Source organism: Mycobacterium sp. SP-6446, from assembly GCF_001954045.1.
Classification (GTDB): Bacteria; Actinomycetota; Actinomycetes; order Mycobacteriales; family Mycobacteriaceae; genus Mycobacterium.
In genome coordinates, this window is record NZ_MBEM01000025.1 from 1 (window position 1) to 17,729 (window position 17,729).

The window sequence follows — 17,729 nt, forward strand, 5'->3', positions numbered from 1 at the left end:
AAGAACGCGCGGGTGCTGGTGATCGGCGCCGGCGGGCTCGGGGCGCCCGCGTTGCTGTATCTGGCCGCGGCCGGCGTGGGCACGATCGGCATCGTCGACTTCGACGTAGTCGACGAGTCGAACCTGCAGCGCCAGATCATCCACGGCGTGGCCGACGTCGGGCGGTCCAAGGCCCAGTCGGCGCGCGACTCGATCGCCGCGATCAACCCGCTGGTCGACGTGCGGTTGCACGAATTCAGGCTGGAGCCCGGCAACGCCGTCGACCTGTTCGCGCAGTACGACCTGATCCTGGACGGCACCGACAACTTCGCCACCCGGTATCTCGTCAACGACGCCGCGGTGCTGGCCGGCAAGCCGTACGTGTGGGGCTCGATCTACCGCTTCGAGGGGCAGGTTTCGGTGTTCTGGGAGGACGCCCCCGACGGGCGCGGCCTCAACTACCGCGACCTGTACCCGGAGCCGCCGCCGCCCGATCGGATCGCGCCCAATCGGATCCCGCTGGGCCCGCAGTGGTTCTCGCCACTCGTCGCGCAGCACGGGAACCTGGCCGGTGCCGCGCCCGGGCTGCTGGGACGTCATTGCCCAAGAATGGCACAGCCGGCACGGAGGTTGTCCCTGGCGCGCCCGAATGCCGCGCCGATGACGGCCGTCGGGACGCCACGGGTAGTAATGTCTGTGCGACGAGCCGCGCGCGGCTGACCCGGGGCATCCGAGGAGTCAGTTGCCACCCAATAGATTTGCCACCAACGAGATGCCACCAACTAGATGAGGACTCGATGAGCGAACTCGCCAAGGCGGCGGCACGACGTGCCGTCAAACCGGGCGCCCCTCGGCCGGGAGACGGCATGGCGACCCCGAACCGGCGCGGCAACAGGCTGCCCCGCGATGAGCGTCGTGGGCAATTGCTCGTCGTGGCCAGCGACGTCTTTGTCAACCGTGGCTACCATGCGGCCGGCATGGACGAGATCGCCGAACGGGCCGGGGTCAGCAAACCCGTTCTGTACCAACATTTTTCAAGCAAGCTGGAGCTCTACCTGGCCGTGCTTCATCGGCACGTCGACAACCTGGTGTCGGGCGTGCAGCAGGCGCTGAGCACCACCACCGACAACCGGCGGCGGCTGCATTCGGCGGTGCAGGCGTTCTTCGACTTCATCGAGCACGACAGCCAGGGCTACCGGCTGATTTTCGAGAACGACTACGTCACCGAACCCGAGGTCGCCGCGCAGGTGCGGGTCGCCACCGAGTCGTGCATCGACGCGGTGTTCGCGCTGATCAGCGAGGACTCGGGACTCGATCCGCACCGCGCCCGGATGATCGCGGTGGGACTGGTCGGGATCAGCGTGGACTGCGCCAGATACTGGCTGGACTCGGATCGTCCGATCTCCAAGTCGGACGCCGTGGAGGGCACCGTTCAGTTCGCGTGGGGCGGGCTGTCACACGTGCCGCTCACTCGCTCTTAGCGGCCTTCCCAACGATTTTGGCGGCAGACTCCGCCCCGATTCCGAAGCCGACGCGGCGAGCGTCGGCCGCGCCGATCTCGACGTAGGCGATCTTGTCGGTCTGAACCAGGAAGCGACGGCCTTTGTCGTCGCTCAGGCTGACCAGGCCCGCACCCTCGCGCAGCGCGGCAGCGACGACATCTTCGACTTCACCGGGTGTCTGCGCGCTGGAGAAGACCAGCTCGCGCGGACTGTCCGAGATACCGATTTTGACCTCCACAGTGGCCCCTTCCATGAGCGGTTCCAGTAGCAGCTTGCAGTAGCGGTGAAGTCGCAGGCGTGTCAGCAGCAGGCTAGTGGATGCGCCGAGCGCACGGCGCGCCCCGGGGTTCGCGGTCAGCGAAACGTCGGTCGCGGAGAGGTAACGATTGGCTACCAGCTGGGTTCACACCCGGGTTCGACGGCGGATCCGTGTTTTCACATGGCTAACTTCGGCACCATGGGTACCACACTGCCCCCTATCGACAGGGTTCGCGCCCGCCCGGGCCGCGACGGCTTCGACCTGGACTACGACGACTACGACCGCCACTACGACCGCGACTACGACCGCGACTACGACTTTGACCGTGACGGTGACGGCGACACCGAGGAGCTGTACCGGGCCGGGTCCGAGGGCGACTACAGCTGGACGGGCTGGCCGGCCGATTTTCGTGTGCGCCCGGTCACGGCCATCCTCGCCGCCGTGGTCGCGCTCGGGGCGATCGCGACCGCCGTCGTCCTCAACAGCGGCGACAGCGCATCGACCAAGGCGACGGTGGGACCCGCCCCGCAGACGCTGACCTCCGCGCCGCGGACCACGAGCCCGCCCAGCGCGGCGCCGAGCCAATCGCCGCTCCCGCAGGAGACGGTCACCACCGTGACGACGCCCCGCGCGGCTCCGACGCAGCCGCCGACCACCGCGCCGACCCTGGCGCCTACGGCCGCGCCCCCCGCCACGGCCGCGCCGCCACCGATCGCGGTGAACCCGCGCACCGTCCTCTACACCGTGACCGGGACGAAGCAGCTGCTGGACCTGGTGAACATCGTCTACACCGACGCCCAGGGCTACCCGCAGACCGAGTTCAACGTGTCGCTGCCCTGGTCCAAGGTCGTTGTGCTGAATCCGGGTGTGCAGACCGAGTCGGTCGTCGCGACCAGCATTTACGGCCGGCTGAATTGCTCGATCGTCAACGCCGAGGGTCAAGCGGTGGCGGTGTCGGCCAACAACTCGATCATGGCGACCTGCACCCGTTAAGGGTCAGCTCAGGCCGAGCTCGTGCATCCGCCGGTCGTGGGTTTGCTGTAGCCGGTCGAAGAACGCGCCGAGCTGGCTCAGGCCGCCGGTACCGGAGACCACCAGGTCGACCAGCTCGTCGTGATCGGCCAGCAGGTATTGCGCCTGCGTGATGGCCTCGCCGAACAGGCGACGCGCCCACAGCGCGAGCCGGCTGCGCTGCTTGCTGCTGCCGGTCACGGCCGCGCGCACCTCGGCGACGACGAACTGGGAATGCCCGGTCTCCGACAGGGCCTCCCGCACCACGTCGGCGACTTCGTCGGGCAGCACGTCGGCGATTTCCAGGTAGAGGTCGGCGGCCAAAGCATCGCCGACGTACGTCTTCACCAGGGCTTCCAGCCAGGTGCTCGGCGTGGTCAGCCGGTGGTAGTTCTCCAACGTCGACGCGTACCTCGACATCGCCGACACCACGTCGACGCCCCGCTTTTCCAGGGCGTCGCGCAGCAGTTCGTAGTGCTGCATCTCGGCGGCGGCCATGCTCGCCATCGAGATGCGTCCCCGCAGGTCAGGAGCCATGCGGGCCTCGTCCGTCAGGCGGTAGAACGCGGCGATCTCGCCGTAGGCGAGCACCGCGAACAGTTCGTTGACGCCTGGGTGGTCCGCGGTGAGGCGTGGGGTAGGCGAATCGTCCACCTGGTCGGCGGAGGAGGGCCCGGGAAGGGGCGGGGACATGGGCAACACTCTAGTCGCCGGACCTGGCGGAAGATGGGTGCCGGCTGTTGACCAGCTATCATGCTTGGAGGTGGTGGCGGTATTTCTTCTGCCGTTGCCACCGGCGAAATGTGCGTGCACAGCTGGCCCGCCCAAAACGAATGCAGGGGCCCGCACTCGGCGACGTGGAGTCGGAGTTCGTGCGCGCGTGACCGCGACAGAAAACCGACCAACCGAAGACGTCACCGAAAGGCACATCACCCGCGTATGACCGCACTCACAAGCGCAACTGAACTGACCCCCCAAAATACGTTTGCCAAGCTCGGCGTCCGCGACGAAGTCGTGCGCGCGCTTGCCGAAGAAGGCATCGAAAGTCCTTTTGCCATCCAAGAATTGACCCTGCCGCTTGCCCTGGCCGGCGACGACGTGATCGGCCAGGCCCGCACCGGCATGGGCAAGACCTTCGCGTTCGGCGTGCCGCTGCTGCAGCGGATCACCGCCGACGGCTCGAACACTCAAGCCCGACCGCTCAACGGCGCGCCTCGCGCGCTGGTCGTCGTGCCGACCCGCGAACTCTGCCTGCAGGTCACCGGGGACCTGGCCACGGCGGCGAAGTACCTGACCGCCGAGGGCGGCCGCCCGCTGTCCGTGGTGTCGATCTACGGGGGCCGGGCCTACGAGCCGCAGATCGAGGCGCTGCGCACCGGCGCCGACGTCGTGGTGGGCACCCCGGGCCGGCTGCTCGACCTCTGCCAGCAGGGTCACCTGCAGCTCGGTGGGCTCTCTGTGCTGGTGCTCGACGAGGCCGACGAGATGCTCGATCTGGGCTTCCTGCCGGACATCGAGCGCATTCTGCGCCAGATTCCCGCCGACCGGCAATCGATGCTGTTCTCGGCGACCATGCCGGACCCGATCATCACGCTGGCCCGCACGTTCATGAACCAGCCCACCCACATCCGCGCCGAGGCCCCGCACTCGGCCGCCACCCACGACACCACCGAACAGTTCGTCTACCGCGCCCACGCGCTGGACAAGGTGGAGCTGGTCAGCCGGGTGCTGCAGGCGAATGACCGTGGCGCCACCATGATCTTCACCCGCACCAAGCGCACCGCGCAGAAGGTGGCCGACGAGCTGGCCGAACGCGGCTTCAAGGTCGGCGCGGTGCACGGCGACCTCGGACAGATAGCGCGCGAGAAGGCGCTCAAGGCATTCCGCACCGGCGACATCGACGTGCTGGTCGCAACCGACGTGGCCGCCCGCGGCATCGACATCGACGACGTCACGCACGTCATCAACTACCAGATCCCCGAGGACGAACAGGCATACGTGCACCGGATCGGCCGCACCGGCCGCGCCGGCAAGGCCGGCGTCGCGGTCACCCTGGTGGACTGGGACGAGCTGCCCCGCTGGTCGATGATCAACAAGGCGCTGGGCCTGGACACCCCCGACCCGGCCGAGACCTACTCCAACTCACCGCATCTGTACGCCGAGCTGGGCATCCCGGCCGAGGCCGGCGGCAAGGTCGGCGCGCCGCGGAGGTCGCCGGTCAAGCGCCGCGACACCAAGAGCTCGAGCCAGGGCTCGAGTCAGGGCTCGGGCCAACGTTCCGGCCAGGGTGTGGGCCAGAAGTCCAACCGCTCCGGTGCGAGGCGACGTCGCACCCGCGGCGGGCAGCCCGTCTCCGGCCACCCGGCCGGCAACGGAACCACCAGCGATGGCGATGGCGGAGTCGCCGCAGAGAAACAGGGCTCTAACGGCAGCGGCACCAACCGGCGCCGCCGTCGCCGCCGCAAGCCCGCCGAAACCACCGCCGCATCCGCGCTCGCCAACTGAGCCCACGCCGCGGCATGGTCAGACCCGAACGCCGGACCAAGGGCGACGTCATGGCCGCCGCGGCGATCGCGGTCGTCGTCGCCGCCACCGCCGCACTGATCTGGTGGACCAGCGACGCGCGGGCCGCCATCAGCCGGCCGGCCGCCGTCGGCGCGCCCAACCCGGCCCCGGCCCGCGAAGTGCCCGCGGCCCTGCGTCAGCTGTGGACGGCGACGAGCGTCGCCACCACCGCACCCATCGTGGTCGGCGGAACGGTGACCACCGCCGACAGACGCCGGCTCGACGGGCGCGACGCCGGCACCGGGCAGTCACGCTGGAGCTATGAGCGCGACACCGATCTCTGCGGGGTGACATGGCTCTACCGCTACGCCGTCGCGGTCTACCGGGACGACCGCGGTTGCGGTCAGGTCAGCACGCTGGACGGATCCACGGGTCGCCGCGGGCCCGCCCGCAGCGGTAATGCCGACCCGCGGGTCCGCCTCTCCTCCGACGGCACAACGGTGTTGTCGGCGGGCGATACCCGGCTGGAACTCTGGCGCTCGGACATGGTCCGGATGCTGGCCTACGGCGAGACCGATGCCCGGGTGAAACCGTCGGCGCGGGGCCTGCACTCCGGATGCAAGCTGGTCTCGGCGGCCGCCAGCTCGTCGGCGGTCTCGGTGTTCGAAAGCTGCGTCAATCAGGCGGATCTGCGGCTGGTCCTGCTGCGCCCGGCCAAGGAAGACGACGAACCCCAACAACACGTCGTCTCGGAACCCGGGATCACGGCGGATTCGGGCGCCCGCGTGCTGGCCGTCCGGGAGAACAACACCGCGGTGTATCTGCCCGGCGGGTCCGGCTCGCAACCCAGGGTCGACGTGATCGATGACACGGGCACCACCGTGTCGAGCACCCTGCTGCCCAAGGCTCCGTCGAGCTCGGCATTGGTGTCCCAAGCGGGGGTGTCCCAGACGGGCAACGTGGTGACCTGGTGGACCGGCGATTCCGTCATGGTCTTCGACGCGAGCAGTCTGACCCCGCGCTATACCATCGCCGCCGGCGAGACGACGGCGCCGCTGGGGCCGGGTGTGATGATGGCGGGCAAGCTGCTGGTGCCGGTCACCGGCGCGATCGGTGTGTACAACCCGGTCAACGGCTCCAGCGAGCGCTACATCCCAGTCGATCGGGCCGCCAGCCCGGCGCAGCCGGGAACGCCCGTCGTCCCGGCCGTGTCCGGTTCCCGGGTTTTCGAGCAGCGCGGCAACACCGTGGTGGCGCTGGGCTGATCCCACGGCCGCGCGCCGCTAAATCTCTACGGCGAACGTGGCCAGCGGTTTGCCGGACTTCCAGTGCTTCATCAGCGCCTTCGCCAGCTCCTTGTAGGCGGTCGCGCCCTTGTTCTTGCGTCCGGCGATCACCGACGAGCCGGACGCGCTGGCCTCGGCGAAGCGCACCGTGCGCGGGATCGGCGGGGCGAGCACCGGCAGGTCGTAGCGGTCGGCCACATCGACCAGCACGTCGCGGGTATGCGTGGTGCGGGAGTCGTACAGCGTCGGCAGCGCGCCCAGCATCCGCAGATTCGGGTTGGTGATCTGCTGGACGTCGGCGACGGTCCGCAGGAATTGGCCGACGCCGCGGTGGGCGAGCGTCTCGCACTGCAACGGCACGATGACCTCGTCCGCGGCCGTCAGCCCGTTGAGGGTGAGCACACCCAGCGACGGCGGGCAGTCGATGATCACCACGTCGAAGTCGTCGGAAACCTTGGCCAGTGCCCGTTTGAGCGCATACTCGCGGCCCGCCCGCATCAGCAGCATCGCCTCGGCACCGGCCAGGTCAATATTGGCCGGTAGCAGCGTCATTCCCTCCATCGTCGTGACCAGCGCGGCGTTGGGTTCGACCTCACCGAGCAGCACCTCGTGCACCGACACCGGTAGTTTGTCGGGGTCGTGGCCCAGCGAGAAGGTCAAGCAACCCTGCGGGTCCAGATCGACAAGCAGCACCCGCCGGCCGCTGTCCACCATCGCCGCACCCAGCGAGGCCACCGTCGTGGTTTTCGCCACCCCGCCCTTCTGGTTGGCCACCGCCAGTACCCGGGTCTTAGTCATACGCGCCATCCTGGCACGTTCGGGGCCGGCTGCTAAGGGCTTCGTCTTTTGGGGGCCCAAAAGTCTCGGGCAGAATCGGTCGGCATGGGCTTGCACAATCATCGTCTGGTGCTGCTGCGCCACGGCGAGACCGAGTGGTCGAAATCGGGCCAGCACACCGGCCGCACCGAGGTCGAGCTGACCGATGCCGGCCGCACGCAGGCCAAGCTGGCCGGGCGGGCGCTGGGCGAACTGAAACTCGTTGACCCGCTGGTGATCAGCAGTCCGCGGCAACGCTCCCTGGCGACCGCCGAATTGGCCGGGCTCACCATCGACGAGGTCTCACCACTGCTCGCCGAGTGGGACTACGGGTCGTATGAGGGCCTGACAACGGCGCAGATCCAGGAGTCGGTGCCCGACTGGCTGGTGTGGACGCACGGCTGCCCCGGCGGCGAGAGCGTCGCGCAGGTCAGCGAGCGCGCCGACCGGGCCGTCGCGATGGCGTTGGAGCACATGGAGTCGCGCGACGTGTTGTTCGTGAGCCATGGCCACTTCTCCCGCGCGGTGATCACGCGGTGGGTCGAGCTGCCGCTCGTCGAAGGCCGCCGCTTCGGGATGATCACCGCGTCCATCGCCGTCTGCGGCTTCGAGCACGGGGTGCGACAACTCTGTGCGCTCGGGTTGACCGGTCAGTGACCGCAGCCGAACCGCCGTTCGCGCTGTGCGGGCCGCGCGGGACTCTGGTCGCCGACGGGGTGCGGACGCGCTACAGCGACGTGCGGGCGGCGCAAGCGGCACTGCGAACGGGGTCGGCCCCAATCGTGTTGGGCGCGTTGCCTTTCGACATCGACGCACCCGCCGCGCTGCTGGTTCCGAACACCGTGCTGCGCACCGACGGCCCGCCCGACTGGCCGACGGGCCCGCTGCCCCCGGTGCGGGTCGCCGCCGCCATTCCGCCGCCCGCCGACTACCGCGACCGGATAGGCCGCGCCCGGGACCGGCTCACCGCCCCGGGCAGCCCGCTGCACAAGGTGGTGCTCGCTCGCGCCCTGCGGCTGGTCGCCGATGCTCCGCTGGACGCGCGCGTCGTGCTGCGCCGGCTGGTCGCCGCCGACCCGACCGCCTACGGCTATCTCGCCGATCTGACCGCGGCCGGCGGCTCCGGGCGCGATGGCTACGCGGGCGCGGCGCTGGTGGGCGCCAGCCCCGAACTTCTGGTCGCACGCGTCGGTGATCGCGTCGAATGCCGGCCGTTCGCCGGCTCGGCGCCCCGCGCCCGCGACGCGGACCTCGACGCCGCCAACGGCGCCGCCCTGGCGGACTCGGCCAAGAACCGTCACGAGCATCAGCTGGTGATCGACACGATGCGGGCCGCCCTGGAGCCGCTGTGCGACGGCCTGACGATCGCTTCCGAGCCGCAATTGAGCCGCACGGCCGCGGTCTGGCACCTGTGCACACCGATCAGCGGTCGGTTGCGCGACAAGTCAACTACCGCAATCGATCTGGCGTTGGCGCTGCATCCCACCCCCGCGGTCGGCGGGGTGCCGACCAAGGCCGCCTCCGAGCTCATCGCCGAACTGGAAGGGGACCGTGGCTTCTACGCGGGAGCCGTGGGCTGGTGCGACGCCGACGGCGACGGGCGTTGGGTGGTGTCCCTTCGCTGCGCGCAGCTGTCGGCGGACCGCCGCACGGCCGTCGCGCACGCCGGTGGAGGCATCGTCGCCGAATCGGATCCCGATGACGAAGTCGACGAGACGACAACGAAATTCGCCACGATACTGCGCGCGCTGGGAGTCGACCAATGAGCGTAATTGTCCGCCGCGCGGCACGACAAGACTGCGCCGATATTGCCGAAATGATCCACGGGCTGGCCGAATTCGAACGCGCTGCCGAGCAATGCACAGTGACCGAAACACACGTCTCCACAGCGCTTTTCGGTAGTCCGCCGACGGTGCACGGTCACGTCGCGGAAGTCGAGGGCCAGATCGCCGCGATGGCGCTGTGGTTTCTCAGCTTCTCCACGTGGGACGGCGTGGCGGGAATCTACCTAGAGGACCTGTTCGTCCGCCCGCGGTTTCGCCGCCGCGGCCTGGCCCGCGCGCTGTTGAGGGCGCTGGCGGGCGAATGCATCGACAACGGCTACACGCGATTGTCGTGGGCCGTGCTGAACTGGAACGCCAATGCCATTGCGCTGTATGACCAAATCGGCGCGCAACCGCAGCGCGAGTGGACCACCTATCGGCTGTCCGGTCCGCCGTTGGCCGAGCTGGCCGGGCCGCGCTGATCGCCGCCGGCGGCCCAGCGCACGGCCGGCGGAGTGAAGAGCAGGATCACCGCGGAAAGTGCCAGGGCGCCGACAGGAATCCCGAACGCCGGCTGATGCGAGCCCACCGCCACATACCAGGAAATCGGCAGCAGGAGCAGCTGGGTGAACACCGCCGGCCCGCGGCCCCAACGCTTGCCGATCACCAGCGCCCGCCCCGCGGCGAGCACCACGGCACCCGCCAGGACGAACCAGACCGCGGTGCCCAGGCCGTTGACCACGCGCTGGTCGGCACCGGCGATCCCGCGCACCACCAACACCGCGGCCACCGCCAGCGCGGCCACACCCTGCACCGCGACGATCCATCCCGCGACACGCACCATGGTTGGGGCGGGGGCTGGAGCCGGCGAATTCACAGCGTCAGCGTAGAGCCCGCCCGGCCCCGCGAGCGGCCGGTTCCCCCACAGCGGGGTCTTAACCGCCCCGCATAAGCTCGTGCATCATGCGCGCCGTGCTGATCGTGAACCCAACAGCCACTTCCACCACCCCGGCCGCTCGCGATCTGCTGGCGCACGCGCTGAAAAGCCGCCTTCAGCTCACCGTCGAGCACACCAGCCACCGCGGTCACGGCGGCGAAATCGCGCAGGCTGCGGCGGCGGACGGGGTTGACCTGGTCGTCGTGCACGGCGGCGACGGCACGGTCAGCGGGGTGGTCAACGGTCTGCTCGGCGCCCCCGGCTCGCCGCGGGCCGAGCACCTGCCCGCGCTCGCGGTGGTGCCCGGCGGCTCGGCGAACGTGCTGGCCCGATCGCTGGGCATCGCCCAGGACCCCGTCGCCGCCACCAACCAGCTCATTCAGCTGCTCGATGACTACCGCCGGCACCAGACTTGGCGCCGCATCGGGTTGATCGACTGCGGTGAGCGGTGGGCGCTGGTCAACGCCGGGATGGGCGTCGACGCGGAGGTGGTGGCCGCGGTGGAGGCCCAGCGCGACAAGGGCGTCAAGGTCAACGCGCTGCGCTATTGGCGGGTGGCGATTCCCGTCACGCTCGCGTTCAGGCGCCGCGACCCGGTGCTGACGCTGGAGCTGCCCGACCGTGATCCGGTCCCGGGCGTGCACTTCGTGTGGGTGTCCAACACCAGTCCGTGGACCTACAGCAACAACCGGCCGCTGGTGACCAACCCCCGCTGCACCTTCGAGTCGGGCCTCGGCGTCTTCGCGCTCGACGGCATGAAGGTGCTGCCGACGCTGAACGTGCTGCGCCAGATCCTCTCGAAGGGCCCCAAGCCGAATGTGAAACAAGTGGTGCGCGACGACGACGCGGCCTGGGTCCGAGTGACCTCGACCGCCGGGCCGATTCCCAGCCAGTTCGACGGCGATTATCTCGGCCTGCGCGAAACCATGACGTTCCGGTCGGTCCCCGACCTGCTCGCCGTCGCCGCGCCGCCCGCCAAAAATGTACCTGACCTGCGATAACGCAACATCGATCGGGCCCGTGGAAATTGTGCCGGGCGACGGCGGCCGCCCAGTCTAGTACAACGGAGTGAGGCCATGGGTACGAGATCGCCAAAGTGAGATAGCCCACGAGCTAACGCACGCTATTGACATCTTCTGTGCCTGTGAAACGATCGAAAGGTTGCATGCAGAAAATTCGTAAGGTACGGAAACCTTTTCTTGTGCACGCTTAACAGCCGAAGAAAATGCCCGTGCGCCTTGCTGCGCACTCAGTGAGGAGTAACAACGTATGGATTGGCGCCACAAGGCGGTCTGTCGCGACGAGGACCCGGAGCTGTTCTTCCCGGTGGGGAACAGCGGTCCGGCGCTCGCGCAGATCGCTGACGCGAAACTGGTCTGCAATCGGTGCTCGGTGACCACAGAGTGTCTCGCCTGGGCTCTGAACACCGGCCAGGACTCGGGCGTCTGGGGCGGAATGAGCGAAGACGAGCGGCGCGCGCTGAAGCGCCGCAACGCCCGGACGAAGGCCCGCAGCGGAGTCTGACCCAGTTTCTCCACTTACAGTGCGGCCCTGACGATCGTCGGGGCCGCACTGTTGCGTGGGCACTAGAGCAGTAACCGGGTCCGGCGGCCGATGGGCACCCGTAACACCACATCGGTGCCGCGCTCAGAGGCTTCACTCATGCCCAGCGTGCCGTCCAGCTCCGCCGACACCAGGGTCCGCACGATCTGCAGGCCCAGGCTGTCGGACTTCTCCAGGTTGAATCCCTCGGGCAGCCCCCGCCCGTCGTCGTGCACCACGACGTCGAGCCAGCGCGCGGAACGCTCGGCGCGAATTGTCACGGATCCCTCCGCGGCCGCGGGGTCAAACGCGTGCTCGATCGCGTTCTGCACGAGCTCGGTAATCACCATGATCAGCGCCGTCGCGCGATCGGAGTCCAGCACGCCTAGGTCGCCGACCCGGTTGATCCGGATCGGCCGGTCCACGGACGCGACGTCGTTCATGATCGGCAGGATCCGGTCGATGACTTCGTCGAGGTTCACCTGCTCGTCCACCGACATCGACAACGCGTCGTGCACCAACGCGATCGACGACACCCGGCGCACCGACTCGATCAGGGCTTCCCGGCCCTCGGCGTTGACGGTGCGGCGGGCCTGCAGGCGCAGCAGCGCCGCCACCGTCTGCAGGTTGTTCTTCACACGATGATGGATCTCCCGGATCGTGGCGTCCTTGGAAATCAGGGCCCGGTCGCGGCGCTTCACCTCGGTGACATCGCGGATCAGCACCGCGGCACCGGCGCTCGAGCCGTGCACCACCAGCGGCAGCGTGCGCAGCAGCACCGTCGCGCCGCCCGCGTCGACCTCCATCCGCATGCTCTTCCCGCCGGCCAGCAGGTCCTGCACGTGCTCGGCCATCTCCTGCGCCTCGAACGAATCGGAGATCAGCGGCCGCGTGATTTCGATGAGGTTGTGGCCCTCCAACTCGGTCGTCAGGCCCATCCGGTGGTAGGCCGACAGCGCGTTGGGGCTGGCGTAGGCGACCACACCGTTGACGTCGAGACGGATGAAGCCGTCGCCCGCCCTCGGGGTCGAGCGCGACATGGCCACGTCCCCCACGTCGGGAAAGGTGCCCTCGGCAAGCATGTGAACGAGGTCCTCGGCGCAGTCCCGGTAGGCCGTCTCCAACTGACCCGACGTGCGATCGGCGGCCACCGCGGTTTGATGCCGGGTCAGCACGGCAACCACCTGCTCGCCGTAGCGCACCGGGGACGCCGCAACGTGCGGACCGGGCAGCGGCCACGAATGCTCTTGCCCCACAACACTTTCCCTGCCGATCGCGCCCGAACTGAAGGTTTCGGCAACGAGCGGCAGCTGGTCGGCGGGTACGACGCTACCCACCGCGTCGGTCTGCAGAACCGTCGGCGCGGTATTCGGCCGGCATTGCGCCACGCACACCAGCACGCCGTCGTCGCGGACCCACATCAGGTAATCGGCGAACGACAGGTCCGCCAGCAGCTGCCACTCCCCGACCACCGCGTGCAGGTGATCCACCGCATTGCCGGGCAGCATCGTGTGCTCGGCAAGCAGATCACCGAGAGTGGACATCGGCCAAGCTTTTTCCGGGGCCTAGCTGATGACGGCGATGAGGTCGCCCGCCTGAATGACATCGCCGACCGAGACGCTTACCTTGCTCACGGTGCCGTCGATCTCGGCCAGGACCGGGATCTCCATCTTCATCGATTCCAGCAGCACCACCGTGTCGCCCTTGCCGATCTGGTCACCCTCTTTGACAACGACTTCGAGCACGCTGGCCACGATCTCGGCGCGAACATCCTCGGCCATCTTCACCCCACTCGTATCGGCCATTTGTTTCGGCCACTGCTTTTCGGCCACTGCGCATGCTGGCTGCTGGTCCTGTATATCGAACCACAAGACCGGCCCAGACCGCGGCGCGCGGGCCGTCGACGTGGCGCGCCGCGTCCCGTGAGAGACTGGGCGGCAACGTGCGGGCGCCCGGCGCCCGGCATCCCAGCAATCCCGGAGGTTCGAAACGATGGCCAAGCGTGGCCGCAAGAAGCGCGATCGTAAGTACAGCAAAGCCAACCACGGCAAACGGCCCAACTCGTAGCCGCCGGCGGTAGTTCGGGCGCTACTCCAGGCCCCGGATGATCGTCGTCCGGCGGATCTCCAGCCGGAGGCGCTCCTTTAGGGCCTCGGGGGCCCTCTCACCCTTGCACTTGGTGGCGATCAGTGCCTTGATCCGCTCCTCGAGGCCGTAATGCTTGAAACATCCGGGGCAGGCCTCCAGATGCTGGCGCAGCCGCTCTTTGGCCTCGGGCGTGCATTCACCGTCGAGCAGGGTCCATACCTCTGCGATCACTTCCGCGCACCCGATGCTGCCGTGGGAATCGTCGTCGGGGCACGAGTCAACGGGGCCGGAAAACTCGCTCATGACGACACCTCCTCGTGCGCCTGTGGGCCGCGGTTGAACCCTCGCTCCTTGGCCACGTCGGCCAACAATCCGCGCAGCTGACGTCTACCGCGGTGCAGCCGAGACATTACCGTCCCAATCGGCGTGTCCATGATCTCGGCGATCTCTTTGTAGGGGAAGCCCTCGACGTCGGCGTAGTAGACGGCCATCCGGAACTCTTCCGGCAACGCCTGCAACGCCTCTTTGATCTCGGTGTCCGGCAGCGTCTCGAGGGCTTCGACCTCGGCCGAGCGCAACCCCGTGGAGGAATGCTCGGCATTGGCCGCCAACTGCCAGTCGGTGATCGCCTCGGTCGGATACTCGGCGGGCTGGCGCTGCTTCTTGCGGTAGCTGTTGATGTAGGTGTTGGTCAGGATCCGGTACAGCCACGCCTTGAGGTTGGTGCCGGCCCGGAAGGAGCGAAATCCCGCGTAGGCCTTCACCATGGTCTCTTGCAGCAGATCCTCGGCGTCGGCGGGGTTGCGGGTCATGCGCAGGGCGCCGCCGTAGAGCTGGTCGATCAGCGGAATCGCGTCGCGCTCGAAACGCGCCGTCAGTTCCTCGTCGGTCTCTTCGGGGGTCGCGAGGCCGCCATCCTCTCGGCCATCTTGGGGGTCGGCCATATCGGTCAACACGGTCCCTTCTGCTGCGGTGTCGCCGGGCAGCGTCGAAAGCTCCACCGGACTCGCAGGAACGCGAGTCAACAGGCTCGTCGCCGTTGACACCAGACTGCTCCTCCCAATCTAAAGGCTGCTTCCGACACCGCCCGCCCGGGCCTGCCCCAGGCGCATCAGTAACCTGCTGGTTTAACAGCGTTGGCCGGCGTGCTATTTCCTGGCCTTTCCGTCCCCTGGATCCAGTGGTCCCCCACCAGGGCCGGTTGCGGCGGGACGTTAGTGTGACGCCATGTCCCACGCGAAGCCCCTCCAGGGCAAGACCATGTTCATCTCCGGCGCGAGCCGCGGCATCGGCCTCGCGATCGCCAAGCGCGCCGCGCAAGACGGCGCGAACGTCGCCCTGATCGCCAAGACCGCCGACCCGCACCCGAAGCTGCCGGGCACGGTCTACACCGCGGCCAAGGAGCTGGAAGAGGCGGGCGGACAGGCGCTGCCGATCGTCGGAGATGTCCGCGACCCCGAGTCCGTGGAGTCTGCCGTCGCCAAGACCGTCGAGCAATTCGGCGGCATCGACATCTGCGTGAACAACGCCTCGGCGATCAACCTCGGGTCCATCACCGAGGTGCCGATGAAGCGGTTCGACCTGATGAACGGGATCCAGGTGCGCGGCACGTACGCGGTGTCGCAGGCGTGCATTCCGCATTTGAAAGGCCGCGAAAACCCGCACATTCTGACGCTGTCGCCGCCGGTGCTGCTCGGCAAGGAATGGCTGAAGCCGACGGCGTACATGATGGCCAAGTTCGGCATGACGCTGTGCGCGCTCGGGATGGCCGAGGAACTGCGCGACGACGGCATCGCGTCGAACACATTGTGGCCGCGCACTTTGGTGGCCACCGCCGCGGTGCAGAACCTGCTCGGCGGCGAAGAGGCGATGGGGCGGGCCCGCAAGCCCGAGGTGTATTCGGACGCGGCCTACGTCATCCTCACCAAGCCGGCACGCGAATACACCGGCAACACGCTGCTGTGCGAGGACGTGCTGGTCGAGTCCGGCGTCACCGACTTGTCGGTGTACAACTGCGTGCCGGGCGCGCAACTCGGCGTCGACTTCTGGGTCGACGGCGTCAACCCGCCGGGATACAGCGGGCCCTAGCGTGGCGGGGGCTGCCACGCCGGCGCTCGCGGCTTAAGGATCGCGAGCGTAACGCCACGGTCAAAAGTGGCCCGATTTTTCGCAGCAGCGTTACGCTCGCGCGCCTCACCCTCTCCTGCACACGTGCTGAATAATGGCCCTTGCGTGGAGTGTAGTCAACTGACTACACTCCACGTTAACGCTGGTCCATGCAACACCACAGGAGGACTCGATGGAACCGAAGCGATCAATGAAGAAGACAGGCGCGACGATTGCCGCCGCCGGTGCGCTGGCCGTCGCGGGGCTGTTGACCGCCGGCGTGGGCGTCGCCAACGCCGACACGATTCAGACCGAGGGCAACTACCCGACTCGGGCGGCGTGTCAGGACGCCGGCCCGGGCGTGAAGGCGACGACGCCGGGCAACTGGAACAACTTCTGGTGCGTCCCGGATCGGGTGACTCCCGGCAGCTGGCGCCTGGTGCTCAGCAACTGACTCAACGATACGAGTAGAAGCCCTCGCCGGTCTTGATGCCGAGCTTGCCGGCATCGATGTATGCCTGCAGCAACTCGCGCACGTGCTTCGGGAGGTGCGGAAACTCTTGTGCGTAGTGGTTTTCGATGTCGAGCACGACATCCAGGCCGACCAGGTCCATCATCTGAAACGGCCCGGCCGGCACACCCCAGTTGACTCTGAACATGCCGTCGACGTCTTCGGGGCGGGCCACGCCCTCGGCGACGACGGCCAGCGACTCCCGCTTGATGGCCGCCCAGATGCGATTGAATATGAACCCGGTGCACTCCTTGCGCGCCTCGAAAGGATGCACGCCGAACTCGGGCAGCACGGTCAGCAGGGTGTCGAGCAGGCCGCGGTCGGTCTCGCCGTCGGACATCAGGTCGACGGCATTGACCTGAGGCGGCATGTAGAAGTGCATGTTGCACAAACGTGTTTTGTCGCGCACGTTTTCGGCCATCAGCCGTGACGGGTAGGACGAGGAATTCGTCGCGAAGATCGTGTCCGCCTGTGCCGCCTGGTCGATCTGGCCCCACAGCGGGATCTTGATTTCGAGCTTCTCCGGGGCGGACTCCACGGCAAGCCAGGCGTCGTCCAACGCCTCGTCGAGCGACGTCGCGGCGGTTGCGACGCCGGCCTCGCCAAAGCCTCGCTCGGACACCAGCTGCGGTAGCGACTCGGCGACATACTGCGTCGCTTCGGCGAGCTGTTCGGCCCGCCGGGCATAAATTCGCACGGTTCCACCGCGGCTGGCGAACATCAGCGCGATGCGGCGGCCCAGCGTGCCCGCCCCGATCACAGCGACCGGGCGGTCCTGGATGTCGTCGAAAGTGTAGGTGTATGAGCCAGTCACACACGCATACTAAGTCGCGCGCATAAATCGCCGTGGCGCTAAATCACTTGCGCCACTTTAGTTTCAGCAGTCCCTGGGTGGCGTTTTTTGTCGGTGGGCTTGGCTAGTTTCGCGGTATGAGTTCGGGCGGGGTTGTCGATCGTGACGCGATCACGGCTGCGTTCGATGCGGTAGACGCCGCGCTCGACGGTGTGGCGAGGCTGGGATTCGACGCGCTGACTACCCCGGAGTGCCTGGGACTGTTGGAGCGCAGTGAACGCTGGCGGCGACGGTTACCGGCCCCGGAGCACAAATTGATCAATCACGTTGCCCGCCAATCCACTCCAGAAGAGTTGGGCGGCAAGCTGTCGCACGCGATCGCCGAGCGAATGCTGATCAGCAAGGCCGAAGCAGCCCGGCGGATTAACGAGGCCGCCGATCTGGGTCCGCGCCGTGGCCTGACGGGTGAACCGCTGGAACCGGTGTTGGCCAACGCTGCCGCCGCGCAGCGCGGGGGCGAGCTGGGGGCCGGGCAGGTGGCGGTGATCCGCCGCTTTTCCACCAGCTGCCCGGCTGGATCGACCACGCCACCCGCGAGCAAGTCGAAGCCAAGCTGGCCGAACAGGGCACC

Annotated in this window: 21 protein-coding genes and 2 pseudogenes; 14 read left to right on the forward strand and 9 right to left on the reverse strand. The window is 68.0% G+C overall.

Annotation, left to right across the window (positions count from 1 at the left end; translation table 11 throughout):
• A pseudogene (locus A5736_RS01870) lies at nt 1-480 on the forward strand (ThiF family adenylyltransferase); the annotation flags it as partial.
• Between the two features lie 296 nt (nt 481-776).
• Entirely contained in the window at nt 777-1,460 is a 684-nt protein-coding gene (locus A5736_RS01875) for a TetR/AcrR family transcriptional regulator (RefSeq protein ID WP_076125761.1), read from the forward strand.
• On the opposite strand, the gene A5736_RS01880 is transcribed toward A5736_RS01875, so the two are convergent.
• Nucleotides 1,447-1,734, reverse strand: a complete 288-nt coding sequence (locus A5736_RS01880; protein ID WP_170874559.1) for a DUF3107 domain-containing protein — start codon at nt 1,732-1,734, stop codon at nt 1,447-1,449. The two genes, A5736_RS01875 and A5736_RS01880, sit on opposite strands and share 14 nt — an antisense overlap.
• Nucleotides 1,735-1,938: 204 nt before the next feature.
• Between A5736_RS01880 and A5736_RS01885 the strand changes: the two genes are divergently transcribed.
• Nucleotides 1,939-2,733, forward strand: coding sequence for an MmpS family transport accessory protein (locus tag A5736_RS01885; RefSeq protein WP_076244235.1), 795 nt, complete (start codon nt 1,939-1,941; stop codon nt 2,731-2,733).
• A 3-nt stretch (nt 2,734-2,736) separates the two neighbouring features.
• Here the strand turns inward: A5736_RS01885 and A5736_RS01890 are convergent, their stop codons facing one another.
• Nucleotides 2,737-3,444, reverse strand: a complete 708-nt coding sequence (locus tag A5736_RS01890) for a ferritin-like fold-containing protein (protein ID WP_076125758.1) — start codon at nt 3,442-3,444, stop codon at nt 2,737-2,739.
• Between the two features lie 246 nt (nt 3,445-3,690).
• Between A5736_RS01890 and A5736_RS01895 the strand changes: the two genes are divergently transcribed.
• Nucleotides 3,691-5,256 (forward strand): DEAD/DEAH box helicase, encoded by a 1,566-nt coding sequence (locus tag A5736_RS01895; RefSeq protein ID WP_076244225.1) that lies wholly within the window; start codon nt 3,691-3,693, stop codon nt 5,254-5,256.
• A gap of 14 nt (nt 5,257-5,270) precedes the next feature.
• Nucleotides 5,271-6,521: a hypothetical protein gene (locus tag A5736_RS01900; RefSeq protein ID WP_076244227.1), complete on the forward strand. Its 1,251-nt coding sequence runs from the start codon at nt 5,271-5,273 to the stop codon at nt 6,519-6,521.
• An 18-nt stretch (nt 6,522-6,539) separates the two neighbouring features.
• Here A5736_RS01900 and A5736_RS01905 read toward each other — a convergent pair whose 3' ends face one another.
• Nucleotides 6,540-7,340, reverse strand: coding sequence for a ParA family protein (locus tag A5736_RS01905; RefSeq protein WP_076125753.1), 801 nt, complete (start codon nt 7,338-7,340; stop codon nt 6,540-6,542).
• A gap of 84 nt (nt 7,341-7,424) precedes the next feature.
• Between A5736_RS01905 and A5736_RS01910 the strand changes: the two genes are divergently transcribed.
• From A5736_RS01910 to A5736_RS01920, 3 genes are read left to right on the forward strand one after another with little or no spacing between them, the layout of a single operon-like run.
• Nucleotides 7,425-8,015 carry an acid phosphatase gene (locus A5736_RS01910; protein ID WP_076125751.1) on the forward strand — a complete coding sequence of 197 codons (591 nt, stop codon included), beginning with the start codon at nt 7,425-7,427 and terminating at the stop codon, nt 8,013-8,015.
• Nucleotides 8,012-9,124, forward strand: a complete 1,113-nt coding sequence (locus A5736_RS01915) for an isochorismate synthase MenF (RefSeq protein WP_076244229.1) — start codon at nt 8,012-8,014, stop codon at nt 9,122-9,124. Before A5736_RS01910 ends, A5736_RS01915 begins: the two co-directional genes overlap by 4 nt.
• On the forward strand, nt 9,121-9,603 hold the full coding sequence (locus A5736_RS01920) for a GNAT family N-acetyltransferase (protein WP_076125747.1): 483 nt from the start codon (nt 9,121-9,123) through the stop codon (nt 9,601-9,603). Before A5736_RS01915 ends, A5736_RS01920 begins: the two co-directional genes overlap by 4 nt.
• Here A5736_RS01920 and A5736_RS01925 read toward each other — a convergent pair.
• On the reverse strand, nt 9,555-9,965 hold the full coding sequence (locus A5736_RS01925; RefSeq protein WP_076125745.1) for a hypothetical protein: 411 nt from the start codon (nt 9,963-9,965) through the stop codon (nt 9,555-9,557). The two genes, A5736_RS01920 and A5736_RS01925, sit on opposite strands and share 49 nt — an antisense overlap.
• Nucleotides 9,966-10,084: 119 nt before the next feature.
• Between A5736_RS01925 and A5736_RS01930 the strand changes: the two genes are divergently transcribed.
• Both A5736_RS01930 and whiB1 read left to right on the forward strand, forming a co-directional pair.
• On the forward strand, nt 10,085-11,059 hold the full coding sequence (locus A5736_RS01930; RefSeq protein WP_076125743.1) for a diacylglycerol kinase family protein: 975 nt from the start codon (nt 10,085-10,087) through the stop codon (nt 11,057-11,059).
• Between the two features lie 268 nt (nt 11,060-11,327).
• Nucleotides 11,328-11,582, forward strand: a complete 255-nt coding sequence (whiB1, locus tag A5736_RS01935; protein WP_068070345.1) for a transcriptional regulator WhiB1 — start codon at nt 11,328-11,330, stop codon at nt 11,580-11,582.
• Nucleotides 11,583-11,644: 62 nt separating this feature from the next.
• On the opposite strand, the gene A5736_RS01940 is transcribed toward whiB1, so the two are convergent.
• Together A5736_RS01940 and A5736_RS01945 are read right to left on the reverse strand one after the other, a co-directional pair.
• Nucleotides 11,645-13,144 carry a sensor histidine kinase gene (locus A5736_RS01940; RefSeq protein WP_076125741.1) on the reverse strand — a complete coding sequence of 500 codons (1,500 nt, stop codon included), beginning with the start codon at nt 13,142-13,144 and terminating at the stop codon, nt 11,645-11,647.
• A 21-nt stretch (nt 13,145-13,165) separates the two neighbouring features.
• Complete coding sequence (locus tag A5736_RS01945; RefSeq protein ID WP_076125798.1) at nt 13,166-13,381, reverse strand: biotin/lipoyl-binding carrier protein; 216 nt, start codon at nt 13,379-13,381, stop codon at nt 13,166-13,168.
• A gap of 211 nt (nt 13,382-13,592) precedes the next feature.
• On the opposite strand from A5736_RS01945, the gene A5736_RS27150 reads away from it, so the two are divergent.
• Entirely contained in the window at nt 13,593-13,667 is a 75-nt protein-coding gene (locus A5736_RS27150; RefSeq protein ID WP_003416889.1) for a 50S ribosomal protein bL37, read from the forward strand.
• Between the two features lie 21 nt (nt 13,668-13,688).
• Here A5736_RS27150 and rsrA read toward each other — a convergent pair whose 3' ends face one another.
• Nucleotides 13,689-13,991 carry a mycothiol system anti-sigma-R factor gene (rsrA, locus tag A5736_RS01950; protein ID WP_076125739.1) on the reverse strand — a complete coding sequence of 101 codons (303 nt, stop codon included), beginning with the start codon at nt 13,989-13,991 and terminating at the stop codon, nt 13,689-13,691.
• Nucleotides 13,988-14,632 (reverse strand): sigma-70 family RNA polymerase sigma factor SigH, encoded by a 645-nt coding sequence (gene sigH / locus A5736_RS01955; RefSeq protein ID WP_175611160.1) that lies wholly within the window; start codon nt 14,630-14,632, stop codon nt 13,988-13,990. The genes rsrA and sigH overlap by 4 nt, the downstream gene beginning before the upstream one ends.
• Nucleotides 14,633-14,915: 283 nt before the next feature.
• Here sigH and A5736_RS01960 point away from each other — a divergent pair, with 283 nt between their 5' ends.
• Both A5736_RS01960 and A5736_RS01965 read left to right on the forward strand, forming a co-directional pair.
• A complete protein-coding gene (locus A5736_RS01960) occupies nt 14,916-15,776 on the forward strand; it encodes an NAD(P)-dependent oxidoreductase (RefSeq protein ID WP_076244231.1) in 861 nt (286 codons plus the stop codon).
• 211 nt (nt 15,777-15,987) lie between these two features.
• A complete protein-coding gene (locus A5736_RS01965) occupies nt 15,988-16,248 on the forward strand; it encodes a hypothetical protein (protein ID WP_233148059.1) in 261 nt (86 codons plus the stop codon).
• A 1-nt stretch (nt 16,249) separates the two neighbouring features.
• On the opposite strand, the gene A5736_RS01970 is transcribed toward A5736_RS01965, so the two are convergent.
• On the reverse strand, nt 16,250-17,119 hold the full coding sequence (locus A5736_RS01970) for a 3-hydroxyacyl-CoA dehydrogenase family protein (RefSeq protein WP_076244233.1): 870 nt from the start codon (nt 17,117-17,119) through the stop codon (nt 16,250-16,252).
• A gap of 116 nt (nt 17,120-17,235) precedes the next feature.
• Here A5736_RS01970 and A5736_RS01975 point away from each other — a divergent pair.
• Nucleotides 17,236-17,729: pseudogene (locus tag A5736_RS01975) on the forward strand (DUF222 domain-containing protein); the annotation flags it as partial.

Coding starts and splice junctions, on each gene's coding strand:
- A5736_RS01940 (WP_076125741.1), bottom strand. CDS start 13,144: ATGTCCACTCTCGGTGATCTGCTTGCCGAGCACACGATGCTGCCCGGC.
- A5736_RS01910 (WP_076125751.1), top strand. CDS start 7,425: ATGGGCTTGCACAATCATCGTCTGGTGCTGCTGCGCCACGGCGAGACC.
- rsrA (WP_076125739.1), bottom strand. CDS start 13,991: ATGAGCGAGTTTTCCGGCCCCGTTGACTCGTGCCCCGACGACGATTCC.
- whiB1 (WP_068070345.1), top strand. CDS start 11,328: ATGGATTGGCGCCACAAGGCGGTCTGTCGCGACGAGGACCCGGAGCTG.
- A5736_RS01885 (WP_076244235.1), top strand. CDS start 1,939: ATGGGTACCACACTGCCCCCTATCGACAGGGTTCGCGCCCGCCCGGGC.
- A5736_RS01960 (WP_076244231.1), top strand. CDS start 14,916: ATGTCCCACGCGAAGCCCCTCCAGGGCAAGACCATGTTCATCTCCGGC.
- A5736_RS01930 (WP_076125743.1), top strand. CDS start 10,085: ATGCGCGCCGTGCTGATCGTGAACCCAACAGCCACTTCCACCACCCCG.
- A5736_RS01945 (WP_076125798.1), bottom strand. CDS start 13,381: ATGGCCGAGGATGTTCGCGCCGAGATCGTGGCCAGCGTGCTCGAAGTC.
- A5736_RS01900 (WP_076244227.1), top strand. CDS start 5,271: ATGGTCAGACCCGAACGCCGGACCAAGGGCGACGTCATGGCCGCCGCG.
- A5736_RS01905 (WP_076125753.1), bottom strand. CDS start 7,340: ATGACTAAGACCCGGGTACTGGCGGTGGCCAACCAGAAGGGCGGGGTG.
- A5736_RS01880 (WP_170874559.1), bottom strand. CDS start 1,734: ATGGAAGGGGCCACTGTGGAGGTCAAAATCGGTATCTCGGACAGTCCG.
- A5736_RS01875 (WP_076125761.1), top strand. CDS start 777: ATGAGCGAACTCGCCAAGGCGGCGGCACGACGTGCCGTCAAACCGGGC.
- A5736_RS01920 (WP_076125747.1), top strand. CDS start 9,121: ATGAGCGTAATTGTCCGCCGCGCGGCACGACAAGACTGCGCCGATATT.
- A5736_RS01890 (WP_076125758.1), bottom strand. CDS start 3,444: ATGTCCCCGCCCCTTCCCGGGCCCTCCTCCGCCGACCAGGTGGACGAT.
- A5736_RS01965 (WP_233148059.1), top strand. CDS start 15,988: ATGGAACCGAAGCGATCAATGAAGAAGACAGGCGCGACGATTGCCGCC.
- A5736_RS01895 (WP_076244225.1), top strand. CDS start 3,691: ATGACCGCACTCACAAGCGCAACTGAACTGACCCCCCAAAATACGTTT.
- A5736_RS01925 (WP_076125745.1), bottom strand. CDS start 9,965: ATGGTGCGTGTCGCGGGATGGATCGTCGCGGTGCAGGGTGTGGCCGCG.
- sigH (WP_175611160.1), bottom strand. CDS start 14,632: ATGGCCGACCCCCAAGATGGCCGAGAGGATGGCGGCCTCGCGACCCCC.